The sequence below is a fragment of the Kitasatospora sp. NPDC022856 genome, from assembly GCF_055561235.1.
The window spans coordinates 247,292-260,671 of record NZ_JBVHHE010000006.1; the positions used below are offsets into that span (position 1 = coordinate 247,292).

Annotated in this window: 12 protein-coding genes and 1 tRNA gene; 4 read left to right on the forward strand and 9 right to left on the reverse strand. The window is 73.6% G+C overall.

Annotation, left to right across the window (positions count from 1 at the left end):
- Positions 1-10: 10 nt before the first annotated feature.
- The 3 genes from ACZ34W_RS10070 to ACZ34W_RS10080 form a co-directional block, all read right to left on the reverse strand.
- A complete protein-coding gene (locus ACZ34W_RS10070; RefSeq protein WP_329489265.1) occupies positions 11-220 on the reverse strand; it encodes a DUF397 domain-containing protein in 210 nt (69 codons plus the stop codon).
- Positions 217-1,080, reverse strand: coding sequence for a helix-turn-helix domain-containing protein (locus tag ACZ34W_RS10075; protein WP_465603025.1), 864 nt, complete (start codon positions 1,078-1,080; stop codon positions 217-219). Before ACZ34W_RS10075 ends, ACZ34W_RS10070 begins: the two co-directional genes overlap by 4 nt.
- 465 nt (positions 1,081-1,545) lie before the next feature.
- Positions 1,546-2,301 carry a GOLPH3/VPS74 family protein gene (locus ACZ34W_RS10080; RefSeq protein ID WP_329489267.1) on the reverse strand — a complete coding sequence of 252 codons (756 nt, stop codon included), beginning with the start codon at positions 2,299-2,301 and terminating at the stop codon, positions 1,546-1,548.
- A 298-nt stretch (positions 2,302-2,599) separates the two neighbouring features.
- Here ACZ34W_RS10080 and ACZ34W_RS10085 point away from each other — a divergent pair, with 298 nt between their 5' ends.
- Positions 2,600-4,939 (forward strand): D-alanyl-D-alanine carboxypeptidase, encoded by a 2,340-nt coding sequence (locus tag ACZ34W_RS10085; RefSeq protein ID WP_465603027.1) that lies wholly within the window; start codon positions 2,600-2,602, stop codon positions 4,937-4,939.
- 80 nt (positions 4,940-5,019) lie between these two features.
- On the opposite strand, the gene ACZ34W_RS10090 is transcribed toward ACZ34W_RS10085, so the two are convergent.
- Both ACZ34W_RS10090 and ACZ34W_RS10095 read right to left on the reverse strand, forming a co-directional pair.
- Entirely contained in the window at positions 5,020-5,988 is a 969-nt protein-coding gene (locus ACZ34W_RS10090; RefSeq protein ID WP_329489269.1) for a YhjD/YihY/BrkB family envelope integrity protein, read from the reverse strand.
- Positions 5,989-6,147: 159 nt separating this feature from the next.
- Positions 6,148-7,689: a glycosyltransferase family 39 protein gene (locus ACZ34W_RS10095; protein ID WP_329489270.1), complete on the reverse strand. Its 1,542-nt coding sequence runs from the start codon at positions 7,687-7,689 to the stop codon at positions 6,148-6,150.
- A 312-nt stretch (positions 7,690-8,001) separates the two neighbouring features.
- Between ACZ34W_RS10095 and ACZ34W_RS10100 the strand changes: the two genes are divergently transcribed.
- A tRNA-Arg gene (locus tag ACZ34W_RS10100) sits at positions 8,002-8,074 on the forward strand.
- 263 nt (positions 8,075-8,337) lie between these two features.
- On the opposite strand, the gene ACZ34W_RS10105 is transcribed toward ACZ34W_RS10100, so the two are convergent.
- Together ACZ34W_RS10105 and ACZ34W_RS10110 are read right to left on the reverse strand one after the other, a co-directional pair.
- Positions 8,338-9,222: a carbon-nitrogen hydrolase family protein gene (locus ACZ34W_RS10105; RefSeq protein ID WP_465603030.1), complete on the reverse strand. Its 885-nt coding sequence runs from the start codon at positions 9,220-9,222 to the stop codon at positions 8,338-8,340.
- A 53-nt stretch (positions 9,223-9,275) separates the two neighbouring features.
- Positions 9,276-10,136 carry a phosphatase PAP2 family protein gene (locus ACZ34W_RS10110; protein WP_465603032.1) on the reverse strand — a complete coding sequence of 287 codons (861 nt, stop codon included), beginning with the start codon at positions 10,134-10,136 and terminating at the stop codon, positions 9,276-9,278.
- A 530-nt stretch (positions 10,137-10,666) separates the two neighbouring features.
- On the opposite strand from ACZ34W_RS10110, the gene ACZ34W_RS10115 reads away from it, so the two are divergent.
- Both ACZ34W_RS10115 and ACZ34W_RS10120 read left to right on the forward strand, forming a co-directional pair.
- Entirely contained in the window at positions 10,667-11,638 is a 972-nt protein-coding gene (locus tag ACZ34W_RS10115) for a sigma-70 family RNA polymerase sigma factor (RefSeq protein ID WP_465603034.1), read from the forward strand.
- A 124-nt stretch (positions 11,639-11,762) separates the two neighbouring features.
- Positions 11,763-12,032 (forward strand): hypothetical protein, encoded by a 270-nt coding sequence (locus tag ACZ34W_RS10120; RefSeq protein ID WP_465603036.1) that lies wholly within the window; start codon positions 11,763-11,765, stop codon positions 12,030-12,032.
- A gap of 10 nt (positions 12,033-12,042) precedes the next feature.
- Here ACZ34W_RS10120 and mscL read toward each other — a convergent pair whose 3' ends face one another.
- Positions 12,043-12,456, reverse strand: a complete 414-nt coding sequence (gene mscL / locus ACZ34W_RS10125) for a large conductance mechanosensitive channel protein MscL (RefSeq protein ID WP_465603038.1) — start codon at positions 12,454-12,456, stop codon at positions 12,043-12,045.
- A 571-nt stretch (positions 12,457-13,027) separates the two neighbouring features.
- The gene (locus ACZ34W_RS10130; protein ID WP_465603040.1) at positions 13,028-13,366 is read right to left on the reverse strand and encodes an FmdB family zinc ribbon protein; all 339 of its coding nucleotides are present in this window, start codon (positions 13,364-13,366) and stop codon (positions 13,028-13,030) included.
- Between the last annotated feature and the right edge of the window lie 14 nt (positions 13,367-13,380).

The window sequence follows — 13,380 nt, forward strand, 5'->3', positions numbered from 1 at the left end:
GCGCGGTGGCTCAGAAGCCGCCGAACACCCCTGCTCCGGCATCGACGGCGAACGCCTTCCAGGCCTCGGCCGAGAAGTTCAGCTGAGGACCCTGGGGATCCTTGGAGTCCCGCACCGCGACGGCGCCCGCAGCCGGCGTGGCGATCTCCACACAGGCGCCGTTGCCGCCGCTGTGGGTGCTCTTCCGCCAGGTCGTCCCGTTCTCGAAGGTGGTGCTCATGCGTGGTATCCCTCTTCAATCGTGGCTATCAGTGACCGGCTCTCGACCACTCCGAGCGCCGCTGCCCGCAGGTGGTCGTAGAGACTGGTATAGCGGCGCACGTCGGCTTCCTTCTCCAGGTAGAGATCGCTCGTCACCCCTTCGAAGTAGACAACCGTGGAATCGGCTGACTCGGGGAACTCCAGCAGGGAGAATGTCCCGGTCATGCCGGGGTGGGCGCCGTGCGAGAACGGGATCACCTGGATCGTGATGTTCGGGCGCTGGCTCAGCTCCAGCATGTGCTTCAGCTGATCGGCCATCACCCCCCGGTTGCCCACTTCGCGGCGCAGCACCGCCTCGTCTATGACGGTCCAGAGGCTGCCCAGCGGGTTCTCGCCGTGGACGCGGTCCTGGCGCTTCATCCGGACCTGCACCCGCCGCTGGACGGACAGCGCGTCGGTGTCCGGCTGGGTGCCCTCCACGACGGCCTGGGCGTACTGCTCGGTCTGCAGCAGCCCCGGGACGAACGAGGACTCGTAGGCGCGGATCGACGAGGCCTCGGCCTCCAGGCCGATGTACACGCTGTACGGGGTCGGCATGTCGTTGAAGTCGTGCCACCAGCCGCGCTGGCGGGACTCCCGCGCCATCTCCATCAGACTGGCCCGCATGGCCTCGTCGGTCACGTTGTAGACGTCGCAGAGGTCGCGCACGTCGCGCTGGCTGATGCTGCGGCGCCCGTTCTCCAGTCGGCTGATCTTCGACTGGGAGACCATCAGCCGGCCGGCCACCTCCTCCGCCGTCATGGCCAGGCCCTCCCGCAGCTTGCGGAGTTCGGAGCCCAGGCGCCTGCGGCGCACGGTGGGGTTGATGTTCGCGGACACGTCGACCTCCGGCCGGACCTCTGGTGATCGTTGGAACGGCAGTCCTCGGAACACAGTGGAAATTGGGACCAACCCCCCTGACTTGGAGCAGCATGACACCTTGGATCAGGTCGGCGCCGGGGAATCGCAGGAGCGCAGTAGAACACATCATCGGAAAAGCGCTTTGGCGAGACGGCGGGCCTCCCCGCGTGGTAAGGCGACGGTGCGGCTCGATCCGGTAGTGCTGCGGTGGCGGTGCGATGGGTCGTACGGGCGCGGCAGGCGCCCGTACACGTGCCGGTGGCACGTGCTCGGGCGGGCGGGGCGGGGCGCCGCACGGGTGCCCGGCCCCGCCCGCGGGGTACGGCGGAGGGGCGGCCGCCCGGCGACTTCCGTCGCGGGCGACCGCCCCTGCTTCCTGCCGGCTGTTCACCGCCGGGTGGCGGCGTGAGCTGTGCGGCGTGCGCCGCGCGTGGTGGGTCCGGGTCAGCGGACGCCGACGCGGGGCGGTGCGACCCGGCCACCGGTCCCGCCGCGGCTCGCCGCCGCACGCGGTCCCGGTCGGTCCGCGCCGACCGGAGCGCCGCCACCACCTTGGGATGAACGGTTCTGCTGCGACGGCAGACCGTTCTGCACGTCCATCACCGCGTGCGCGACCATCCCGCCCAGTGGGTCGTAACGGATCAGGTCGCGCAGCCGTGACCGTGAGGACCGGCCCTCGTTGCCCGGGTACAGGTGCTTGCCCAGGCCCACCGAGTGGGCCAGCGCGGCCAGCGCGGCCGTCCGCGGGTCCGGCGGCACGCCGGTGCGGATCGCGGTGTCCAGCCGCTGCTTGATCGCGGCGTTGGTGCAGTCGTCGGACGCCTGGTAGCGCGTCGTCGGCAGCACGCCGCACATCTGGCCCGGCACGGCCGTGACCATGCCGCACCGCTCCAGGTGCGCCAGATAGGTCTGCCTGAGCCCCAGTCTGGGCCCACCGATCCAGTGGGCCGCACGAACCGGGCTGCCGCGTCGGCGCAGCAGTTCCAGTGCGTGGTCCAGGGTCGGGTCGCCTGTCGGCCGTGGCAGTACCACGGCGATCCGATCGCCCTCCGGGACGATCCGTCCGGCCAGGGACAGCTCGACGAGCTGGGCCCCGGCGAGTCCGAGGTCGAGGGTCTGCGGCTGCGCAGTGGTACCCGTGGTCGGGTCCAAAGCGAGCAGCAAGAGTTCCTCGGGAACAGTTCTGCGGCTCTTGCCCATCCAAGCCTCCCCGCGTGGATGAATGACAGCGTGACGCCTCTCACACGGGCTTGTCGAGTACGCCTCCGAATCGTGACCTTGCGGCCGCGGCGGGGAACCGGTGGAGGCGGGCCCGGCGTCTGACCGGTGGAGAGACCGCGGTGCGGCCGTGCGGCGGCAATACGCGCCGGTCGGGCGGGGTGTGGGCGGCCGGAACGGTCGCCGGTGGCGGAGACTGTACAGGTACACGGGGCGGGGCGTCGGCTTCCCGAAATCGGGTCTGCCGGTGCCCCGCCGGGCGTTGAGGAGGCTGGGTTACGTGGGCGAGTCCCCCGACAGGGTGCTGCGGGACGGCGAGCGGAGGCGGGAGCGGGACGAGGCGCGGAGCGGTTCCGGCGCCGGTGCCGACGCGACGGCGGCAGCCGTGGAACCGGCCGGGCGCGAGGACGCCGACGCTGCCGGGGCGGACGCCGGGGCGGGTGCGCGGGCGGACGCCGGGGCCGGTGCCGAGGCCGCTTCGGACGAGCCCGGGAGCCCCGCGGCGGCTTCGGAGGCCGGCGCCGACGACGCCTCGGACGCGGGGTCGGAGGCCGCCTCCGCCGCCACCGGGGAGCCCGCCGCCGATGGGGCGGGCACGCCCAGGACGGGGTCGACCGTCCAGCTCCGTGTCCGGGATACGGACTCCAGGACCACCATGCTCCGCCTTCCCGTGGACAACGCGACCACCGCGCTCCGCCTCCCCGCGGACAGCGCGACGACCTCGTTGCGACTGCCCGCGGACAACGCGACCACCGCGTTGCGGCTGCCCGAGGAGCTCCGTTCCCCGGCCGACGGCGGTGCCGGCCGGGGCGCTCCGCCGGTCGAGCCGCCGGCCGACGCCCCCGTCGGGAAGCCCGGGCGCCCGACCGGGCCGGACCCGCGTCTCGCCATGCGGACGGACTCGGCGGCCCCCGGAAAGCCTCCGGCGGAGCCCACGAAGCCCCCGGCCGAGCCCGCCGAGCCCGCCGTACCCGCCGAGCCCGGCGACGAGCCGAAGGGCGCCGGCGAGGAGTCGGAGGGCGCCGCCGGGCCGGAGACCCCCGCGCGGCCCGCGCGGCCCGCCGACCGGGCCGGGCAGGCCGAGAAGCTGGAGAAGCCCCGGGCCCCGCGGGCACCCGGTGCGGGCACCGTGCCCGAGCCGGTCCCCGAGCCGCACCCGGCCCCCAGGCCCGTCCCCGAGCCGGAGCCGGCACCCGAGCCGGAGCCCGTTCCGGCCCCGAAGCCGGCGCCCACCCCGGTCCCCGAGCCGCTCCCCACCCCCGACCCCCGGCCGCTGCCGTCCCCGCCGCCGCTGCCGAAGCCCGCGCCGCTGCCCGCCCCCGAGCCCACGCCCGCGCCGGCCCCGGAGACGACGGCCGAGGCGATGCAGGTGCTGGCGACGCTCAACGCGCGCCCCGTCTCGCCGTTTCGCCGCGCACTCAAGCGGATCACCATCTGGACGGTCTTCCTGGCCGTCGTGCTCGGCGCGGTGGCGGTCGCGCAGCTGCTCCGCCCGCTGCCGGACGCCAAGGTGAAGCAGACCGCCGCGGGCAGCTACAGCTTCGGCGGCGACCCGCTCGACCTGGCCTGGCCGGCCAAGGGCCAGTCGGCCGCCCAGGTCGTCGGCGTCGGCAGTCTCGGCAGCTCCGGCCCGGAGACGCCGGCCTCGATCGCCAGTGTCACCAAGGTCATGAACGCCTACCTGATCCTCCAGTCGCACCCGCTCAAGAAGGGGGAGAGCGGCCCGAAGATCACCGTCGACAAGCAGGCCGCCCAGGAGTCCGGCAACGTCGACGAGTCCAGGGTCACCCTCACCGAGGGCCAGCAGCTCACCCAGTACCAGGCGCTGGAGCTGCTGATGCTGCCGTCGGCCAACAACGTGGCCCGGCTGCTGGCCCGCTGGGACGCCGGCTCGGAGGAGGCGTTCGTCAAGAAGATGAACGACACCGCCGCCAGGTTCGGCATGGCCGCCACCACCTACACCGACCCGGCGGGCTTCAGCCCGGACACCAAGAGCACCGCCAAGGACCAGCTGAAGCTGGCCGAGCAGGTGATGCAGGACGCGATCTTCCGGCAGATCGTCTCGACGCCGGAGACCAACTTCAACAATCAGAAGATCTCCAACACCAACACCCTGATCTCCCCGAAGAACGGCATCATCGGCGTCAAGACCGGCTCCAGCACCCCGGCCGGCGGCTGCCTGATGTGGGCCGCGTACAAGGAGGTCGGCGGGGTCCAGCGGCTCATCCTCGGGGTCACCCTGGGCCAGCCGGCGACCACCGCCGAGCCGAGCATCCTCAAGATCGTCCAGAACGTCAGCGCCCTGCAGATCCAGGCGGCCCAGAACGGGCTGACCGGCCAGACCCTCGCCAAGCAGGGCGACGTCGTCGGCCGGGTCGACGACGGGCTCGGCGGCACGGTCCCGGTCGTCGCCACCAAGGACCTCACCGCCGCCGGCTTCCCCGGCATCAGCGGCACCCTCACCCTGGACCCGGCCAAGCTCGGTCACACGGCCAAGGCCGGTGCCCAGGTCGGCGTGCTGAGCGTGGGGGCGGGCGACGGCAAGGTGGAGGTCCCGGTCGTGCTCCAGACGGACCTGGCCCCGCCGTCCATCCTGTCCCGGCTGACCCGCCTGCTCTGACCTCGGCCGTCCGGCCCGCCCGCGGACCCCGAACACCCCTCGGCGGGGGAACCGGCCACCGGTTCCCCCGCCGAGGCGCGTCAGCCGCCCCGCGGTCCGTCCGCGCCGTCGGGGTCCGGTCCGCCCGCGTCCCCCGCCGTCTCGCCCGCCTCCTCCGCGGTGAGCGGGGCGCCGCCCCAGACGCCGGGCTCGGTCCGGGTGCCCAGCCAGTGCGCGACCGCCTCCTCCTCCGACACCACCCGGCCCAGCGCGATCGCCAGCGTCAGTCCGGCGAACATCACGATCAGCCAGGAGAGGCCGGTGAAGACCACCCCGTACGGCCCGAACTGCGTCACGCTGTGCGCCATCGCGCGCGGCAGGTAGATCCGGGAGGCGATCCCCAGGCCCACCACCACCGCCCCGCAGAGCAGCGCCCCCGGCAGCAGCGGCAGCCAGCGCACCCGGCCGACCAGCAGCAGGTGCTGGGTCCACCACCAGATCGCCGTCCCGCCGACGAAGGTCAGCGGAATCCCCAGCCAGGCACCCAGGCCGAAGCCGTCCCGCAGCGGCGTCTGGAACATCAGGCAGACCAGCCACACCAGCAGCCAGACCAGCCAGCGCCAGGCCACCACCCGCGACCCCGCCCTCGGCAGCTCCCAGCAGCGCTCGCAGACGCGTTGCATCGCCCGGCTCAGCGCCGTCGCCGACGCCAGGGTCACCAGGGCGCCGAACACGCCGATCGTGGTCTCCTGGTCATGGCTGCTCTGCAGCATCTGCTGCACCGACTGCTGCGCCGCACCCTCCAGGCCCAGCTCCTTGCGGAGCGAGCGCATCACGTTCTCGCGGACCGCGGCCGGGGTGAACACGGCCACCACGAAGAGCGCGGGCAGGGCGCTCAGGAAGGCCTGGGCGGCTAGCCGGGTCGCGCAGTCGAGGAGGTTCACCCGCAGCAGGTGGCCGAGCGCCCGGCCCACCAGCGGCACCTGCTCGGGCAGCTCGCGAGCGCGCCGGGCCAGCTTCGCCGACCGCTTCTTCAGCCGGGTCACCCGCCCGGCCGGGTGCTCGCTCACAGGTGTCCTCCCGGGCAGTCCCGACCGTCGAGGGGCGGGCGGCCGGAGGCCGGAGGCGCCCCGGTCACCGTGCTCCATGGTCACCCGGTCGCCGGACGGCCGCATCCGGGCGGACCGCCGTCACGCGGGCGCCGGACCGGGCGGACCCGGCAGCCGGGCTCAGCCGGTGGTGGAGTCCAGCAGTGCGAGCGTCACCCCGCCGAGCGGCGTCACCCGGTCGGGCGGGCCGTACCTGGCCCGGAGGGCCCGCGCCTGCTCCGCGGGCATCGCGGTCAGCGGCTCGGCGGTGTCCCCGAGGACGAGCAGCCAGGTCCGCTGCCCCTGCCCCAGGCACGCGTCCACCTGGGGGCAGGTGGTCGGGAAGAGGTCCTCGGCCTGGAGGGCGCTGCGTTCGACGAAGACCGGGAACGGCCGGACGTCGCTCGGCAGGTAGTAGGAGACACCCGGCCCGACCATCGCCCAGCCCTGGTCGCCGAGCGGAGCCGCCAGCCCGTCGCCGGGCCGGTACCCGGCCCCGATCAGCTCGGCGGCCGCCCGGTACGGCTCACGGGAGAAGGAGTGCGAGCCCGCGGAGCGCACCGAGGACTGCTTGGGCAGCGCCACCAGGGCGGGGACCGCGATCAGCCCGACGGCCAGCAGCGCGCCCGCGGCCCGGACCTGCCCCGGCGTCCGGCTGCGTCGCGCGGCCGCTGCCACCGTCGTGTAGACCGCCTGCACCCCGCCGCCGGCCAGCGCCGCCCAGGCCGGCACCGTGAAGAGCAGGTAGCGGTCGACGAAGTACGAGGTGCTGCCGCGCGACACCAGCCAGACGCCGAGCACCGGCAGCACCGCGAGCAGCAGAAGCTGGAGCGCGGGCAGGCGGCGCCCGGGCAGGACCAGGGCCAGCAGGGCCAGCAGGGCGAAGACGTGGAACACCCCGGGCGAGCCGAACAGCGGCTCACCGAAGTGCCGCAGCTGGTAGAAGGTCGGCTTGCCGATCCAGCCCAGCTGGCGCCCGGACTGCCGGCTGCCCAGCAGCACCACCGGCAGCACCGGCAGGGCCGCGACCAGCACGGCGAGTGGGTACTGCCAGAGCACCCGCCGCTCGGTGGCCGGGCGGGTCCGCCACAGGTGCAGCGCCACCACGGCCAGCTGGCCGGCCAGCGTCGCGAAGGAGATCAGGTGCCCGGCGCCGGCCGCCGCCATCGCCGCGCAGTACGGCGCCCACCGCCGCAGCGACGGGCGCTCCAGCGCGCGCAGCAGGAACCAGGTGGCAGCGGCGACCGCACAGGTCACCAGGGCGTACGAGCGGGCCTCCTGCGCGTACCGCGAGATCAGCGGCACCACGGAGAACAGCAGCCCGCCGCCGATCGCCGCCACCCGGCCGCCGAACAACCGCTGGGCGGTCAGCGCCACGAACGCGGCGGCGCCGGCCATCGCCAGCACGGAGGGCAGCCGCAGCGCGATCGCGGAGTCGCCGAACACCGACGTCCAGCCGTGCATCAGGAGGTAGTACGCGCCGTTGCTGGCGTCGATGTGCTGGAGCAGTCCGAGCAGATCACCGAGCGAGCGGGTCGCCACCGTCCAGGTCGCCACCTCGTCCCGCCACAGCTCGGGCGTCCCGAGCCGGTAGGCGCCGACGCAGAGCATCGCCAGTGCCGGCCAGAGCCACACCTGGCCCAGTACGCGGAGGGCCGGGTGCCGTCTGCCGGCTGATGTCATGGTGAAGCGCCTCGTCCTTGCGGTGATGCGTTGCTGCAGGCGTGCCAGGGCCGGCGGGGGCGCCGACGCCCCGCACCGGAACACCGGTTCGCTCCAGGCTACTGGAGCAGGATGTGACGCCCCGTCGCCGGGCACCATCGGCACCCTCCCCATGATTCCATCTTCCCGCACACGATTCGCACGCGGACTCCCCTCACCGCACACCCCGCCACCTCCGCCCGGCCGACGGCCCGACCCGGCGTGGCCGCCCCCCGATCCGCTAGGCTGTCAGCGGTCGTCGCGCCACACGCGCGCCCGACCGCGAACGACCCCGCCTCAGTAGCTCAGGGGATAGAGCACGGCTCTCCTAAAGCCGGTGTCGCAGGTTCGAATCCTGCCTGGGGCACAGCGCGCTACGCAGTGAAGGCCCAGGTCCGGGGATTCCCCCGGGCCTGGGCCTTCGTCGTTCCCGACCGCCGTCCCGCCCGTGTCCCGCTTGTGCCGCGTCCGTGCCGCGCGTCCGTGCCGCGCGTCCGTGCCTCTTTCAAGGCCGTGGGGCCGCGTGCCCGGCGGGCCCAGGGTGGGCACGAGGACCGGCACCCCGGGGTGGCGGAGTCGGCCGGGCGCGTTCAGGGGCCGCCGGCGTGTGACGGGCCGTCGGGGGCGGGCTCAGCCGAGGCCGAGGGTGTGCCGGTCGCGCGGGGTGGTGCGGGGCTGGGAGGCGAGGTCGGCAAGGAGGCTCTCGGCCTCCCGGGTGGTGCGCAGGACCTCCGGGTCGAGGTCGGCGACGACCAGCTCGCGGCGGTCCGGGCCGGCCTCGGCGAGGAGGCGGCCGTCGGGGGACCAGACGGCGCTGGCGCCGCAGGTGTTCCAGCCGCCGGTGGTGCCGATGTGGTTGGCCAGCACCGTGTAGAGGGTGTTGTCGAGCGCGCGGGCCGGGAACCAGGTCCGGGACTCGTGGTGGCCGTGGCCCACGCTGAACAGCGCGCCGACCAGGTAGGCGTGGCAGCCGTCGAGGGCGGCCGCGCGGGCGTGCTCGGGGAAGCCGGAGTCGTAGCAGATGCCCAAGCCGAGCCGCCAGCCGTCGAGTTGGAGGGTGCAGCCCGTCGTCCCGGGGCGGTAGGTGTCCCGTTCGGTCTTGAAGAGGTACTGCTTGTCGTACCGGGTGGTGAGCGCACCGTCGGGGCCGAAGACCAGGGCGGAGATGCGCAGTTCGCCGTCGGCGTCCCGGACGGCCGCGCCGACCACGGCGGCCGTGCCGGTCTCCCGGCAGGCGTCGGCGATCGGCGCGAGCCGGGGATCGCCGGGCTGGACGCTGTACTTGAGGGGGTCGGTCCGGATCAGCTCGGGCTCGTAGCCGGACAGGAACTTCTCGGCGAAGAGCACCAGGCGGACGCCGTCCGAGGCGGCCTCGCGGATCAGGTCGGCGACGGTCGCGACGTTGGCGGGGAGGTCGCCCGCCACCGCCTGGGCCTGCGCGGCGGCGATCCGCAGCGGCCGGTCGGGGAAGTCGGGGGCGGGAGCGGGTCGGTCGGGCGTCGAGGGAAGCGGCATGAAGGCCAGGCTAGGCGGGCCCGGCGGACCGGCCCGAGGCCGGGGGACCCGCGCTAGGGCTTGACCGCGCCGTCCGGTCGCTCGCCGGCCCGCTCGCCGGCCCGCTCGCCGGCCTCCTCGAAGGCCGGATCAAAAGCCGGGTCGAAGGCCGGGTCGTAGGGCGCGGGGGCGGTCTGGGAAACGAGGACGCGCTGGACCCTCGGCCTGGTCCGCCAGTTGACCCGCCGGACGTCCCGGGCCAGCGCGCCGGGCCGGCAGAGCTCGACGGCCACGGTGACCGCGCCCAGGACGATCCCGGCGGCCAGCCAGCCGCCCAGCACGTCGCTCGGCCAGTGGACGGCGAGGGCTACCCTCGTCCAGCCGATCGTCAGCACGGTCAGCGCGGCGATCGAACAGGCGGTGATCCGCCCGCCGCGCGAGGACCGGTGCCAGACCAGCCCGACCAGGACGGCGCAGGTGATCACGGAGGCCATCGCATGCCCGGAAGGGAGGGCCGGGCCGCCGGCGTGGGCGACCGGGTCGGGGAAGCGCGGCCGCAGGCGGTCGAGGCAGAGCTTCAGGACCCACAGGAAGCCCCAGCCGACCAGCGCCTGGGCCGCCGCCCAGCAGGCCAGCACCCGGGCCCCGATCAGCCAGAGCCAGAGCGTGGCGGCGCCGAGCAGCGTACGCATGGTGATCGTGCCGCCGATGTCGGTGAGCATCTGCACCGAGGCGACCCACACTCTTCGGCCCTGGGCGTAGCGGTGCATGTCGTCCACCCAGCCCTGGTCCAGGCGGGCGAGGGGGGACCAGCCGGTCTGCACCAGGGTGGCCAGGACCGCGAACAGCGCGGTACAGCCCGCCGCGAGCGCCACGTGCCGGAGCAGGTGGCGATTACGCGGGGTGAGGAGAAGCGAGCTGTTGGTCAGGTGCATGGCTGACACCTTCCCAGTGCGTTGTGCTGATCGGACGCCTGCGCGATAGCGATTTGGCATCTTTTGTGCGGAGGATCTGCGTGCGCCGGGGTGCGGGCGCGGGGCGGCTCCGGGGTGCGGAACCGGTGGCAGCGGCGGCTCCGGCGGGGCCGGGCGGGAACGCGCGCGGCTGCCCGCGGGTTCTCCGGAGTGAAGGGTCCGCAAAGGAGCGCGCCGGCGGCCCCGGCATGGGCGGCCGCGCAGCGGCAAGGCGTCGGGGGGCCGCACCCGCGGTCCCGCCGACCGCTTTCGGTGGACCGCGCCGTGTGGACCGCCCGGCCGGCACCTGTGGTGCCGGCCCGGTCACGCTCCGTCCAGTGGCGGGGTGAAAACCGGCAGCATACTGCATCGGCGGAAGAATCTGAGCGACTTGGGAATGTTGTCCGGAATCTGTTCGTTGGATCGTTACGTGTGAGCCCCGCGGGGCCCGCATTCTTGCCCTCTTGGGGGCAGGCAGGCAGACCTCGGCAATTCCAGCAAAGGGAGCAAGCATGGCCACCCGTGCCGTCGTTCGCGACAGGGCCGACCGGACTCGCGCGGCCCGCCCGACCAACCTTGAGGCCGACCGTGACCTGGTCGGTATGTATCTCGACGAGATCGCCAGGACGCCCCTGCTCGATGCCGCCGAGGAGGTCGAGCTCTCGCTGCGGATCGAGGCCGGTGTGTACGCCCAGCACCTGCTGGAGGAGGCGGAGCTCCCCGAGGGTGTGAAGCGTGAGGAGCTGGAGGCGATAGCCGAGGACGCCGAGCGCGCCAAGGACGTCTTCATCCGCTCCAACCTCCGGCTGGTCGTCGCCGTCGCGCGGCGTTACCCGCGCAGCGGCCTTCCGTTGCTCGACCTCATCCAGGAGGGCAACGCCGGCCTGGTGCGGGCGGTGGAGAAGTTCGACTACGCCAAGGGTTTCAAGTTCTCCACCTACGCCACCTGGTGGATCCGGCAGGCCATCACCCGGTCCATCGCCGACCAGTCGCGCACCATCCGGCTGCCTGTCCACCTGGTCGAGGAGCTGGGCCGGATCCGGCGTGTCCAGCGGGAGAAGTCCAAGGAGCTGGGCCGCGAGCCGGAGCCGGCCGAGATCGCGGCCGAGCTGGACACCACCGAGGCGCGGATCAAGGACGTCCTGGACTGGGCGCGTGACCCGGTGAGCCTCAACATGTCCGTCGACGACGAGGGCGAGACCCAGTTCGGCGACCTGGTCGAGGACACCGGGGCGACGTCCCCGGAGGACGCCGTGATGGTCATGCTCCGCCGCGAGGAGCTGGACGGTCTGATCGGGCGCCTGGACGACCGGACGGCCTCGATCATCCGGTCGCGCTACGGGATGGAGGACGGCCGTGAGCGGACGCTCACCGAGGTGGGCAAGCAGCACGGGCTGACGCGGGAGCGGATCCGCCAGATCGAGAAGCACGCGCTGGCCGAGCTGAAGCGGATCGCCGACCACGCGGGCTTCGAAGCCGCCTGACGGCCTCCCCGCCGCCACCTCGCCGGCGTACCGGGGCCCCGGGTGCGGAATCGCTCCGCACCGGGGCCCTCACGCGTCCCCGGCGGCGGTCGGCGCGGGCGCGGGGAGCTTCTAGGCTGGAGGAGTGGACGATGTGCGAGACGGAGGCGGGCCGGTGACCGAGCGGGAGCCCAGGCAGGACGGCGGGGGCAGGACGGACGCCGCGGAGGCCGTGAAGGCGTCCGACGACCCCAAGGCCGCGACGATGGGCCGGCTGGTCTTCCGGGACCCGCTGGACCAGCAGTCCAGTGACGACACCGACGCCGGCTGGGGCGGGCGCCCGGGAGCGGCGGACAGTGGAGGACGGGGGCTGGACTGGTACCTGAGCCAGCGCCCGCCGCACCACGGCGACTGACGGGGAGTGCTCAGCGCTGGCGCGTGACCAGCGCGTCGCGGATCTCGGTCAGCAGCAGGACCTGCTCGGCCTCCGCCTGGACCTCGGTGATGCCTCTGCGCCGGGCGGCGAGCCTGGTCATCGGCAGGATCAGGCAGAAGTACACGACGGCCGCGGTGATGAGGAACTGCAGGAGGGCGCTCAGCACCGAGCCCCACAGGATGAGGACCCCGGACGTGACCTCGCCGGTCGCGCTCAGCTCGCAGGGGCCCTTGAGGCAGGAACTGTAGGCACCCAGGTCCTTGGCCCCGAAGGCGCCGACGATCGGGTTGATCACGCCCTTGACGAAGGCGTTGATGATGTTGGTGAACGCCGCGCCGATGACGACGGCGACGGCGAGTTCGACGACATTTCCGCGCAGCAGGAATTCCTTGAAGCCTTTCATGCCGCGTGAACGACGAAGTCGTGGTCCGGTCACGGGTGAGCTTCGAGGTGTTCCGATTGACAACCCGATCGGCTGACCGACGCGGCGCCCGGAGGGGAGAGACCCGCCCGCGCGGGCCCGACGGCCAGCGCGGCCGACAGCGCGACCAGCAGCAGGGCGGGCACCCCGAGCCGGTGCCGGGCGGCCCGGCGGAGCCGGTGGAGGCGGCCACCGCCACGCCGGATCGGCGCGAAGGGCGGCACCTCCCGCCGGGGCGGAACGGCCGGGGCGGGGAGCGGCGGGAATCGCGGGGGGAGGCTCGTGGTCGACATGGGCACCACCGGTGGTCGCGGGGCGCCGGCCCGGGGTGCGGGCCGGCTCTTCCGACGCACACTCTGGGCGGCCCAGGGGTCGGGTGGAAGTCCTGTCCCCAGGCCTGTGGACAACTCGGCCCTGTGGACAACTCTGTACACCCGAACGGGGTAGTGGGCCCATTGGCGGTTGACCGCGAGCGGCCTGCCTCCGCCCGGGCACGCGAAAGGCCCGCGGGCCGCGCGATGGCGCGGGCCCACGGGCCTTCCGAAGTCTGGTCTCAGCCGGCCGGCTTCGCCGCCGGAGCCGAGCTCGCGGCAGCGGTCGAGCCGCCCGAGGACGACGAGGACGAGGTCGAAGCAGCCGACGACGAGCCGGACGAGGACGAACCCGACGAGGTCGAGTTCGACGACGAGCCGGTGCCCACCGAGCTGCTGGACGAGGATCGGCTGTCGGTCCGGTAGAAGCCGGAGCCCTTGAAGACCACACCCACGGCCGAGAAGACCTTGCGGAGCCGTCCCTGGCAGTCGGGGCACGTGGTCAGCGCCTCGTCGGTGAACTTCTGCACCGCCTCCAGGCCGTTGCCGCACTCGGTGCACTGGTACTGGTACGTGGGCACTTGTCTTCCTCCTG

Coding starts and splice junctions, on each gene's coding strand:
- ACZ34W_RS10070 (WP_329489265.1), bottom strand. CDS start 220: ATGAGCACCACCTTCGAGAACGGGACGACCTGGCGGAAGAGCACCCAC.
- ACZ34W_RS10080 (WP_329489267.1), bottom strand. CDS start 2,301: ATGGGCAAGAGCCGCAGAACTGTTCCCGAGGAACTCTTGCTGCTCGCT.
- ACZ34W_RS10095 (WP_329489270.1), bottom strand. CDS start 7,689: ATGACATCAGCCGGCAGACGGCACCCGGCCCTCCGCGTACTGGGCCAG.
- ACZ34W_RS10105 (WP_465603030.1), bottom strand. CDS start 9,222: ATGCCGCTTCCCTCGACGCCCGACCGACCCGCTCCCGCCCCCGACTTC.
- ACZ34W_RS10110 (WP_465603032.1), bottom strand. CDS start 10,136: ATGCACCTGACCAACAGCTCGCTTCTCCTCACCCCGCGTAATCGCCAC.
- ACZ34W_RS10115 (WP_465603034.1), top strand. CDS start 10,667: ATGGCCACCCGTGCCGTCGTTCGCGACAGGGCCGACCGGACTCGCGCG.
- mscL (WP_465603038.1), bottom strand. CDS start 12,456: ATGAAAGGCTTCAAGGAATTCCTGCTGCGCGGAAATGTCGTCGAACTC.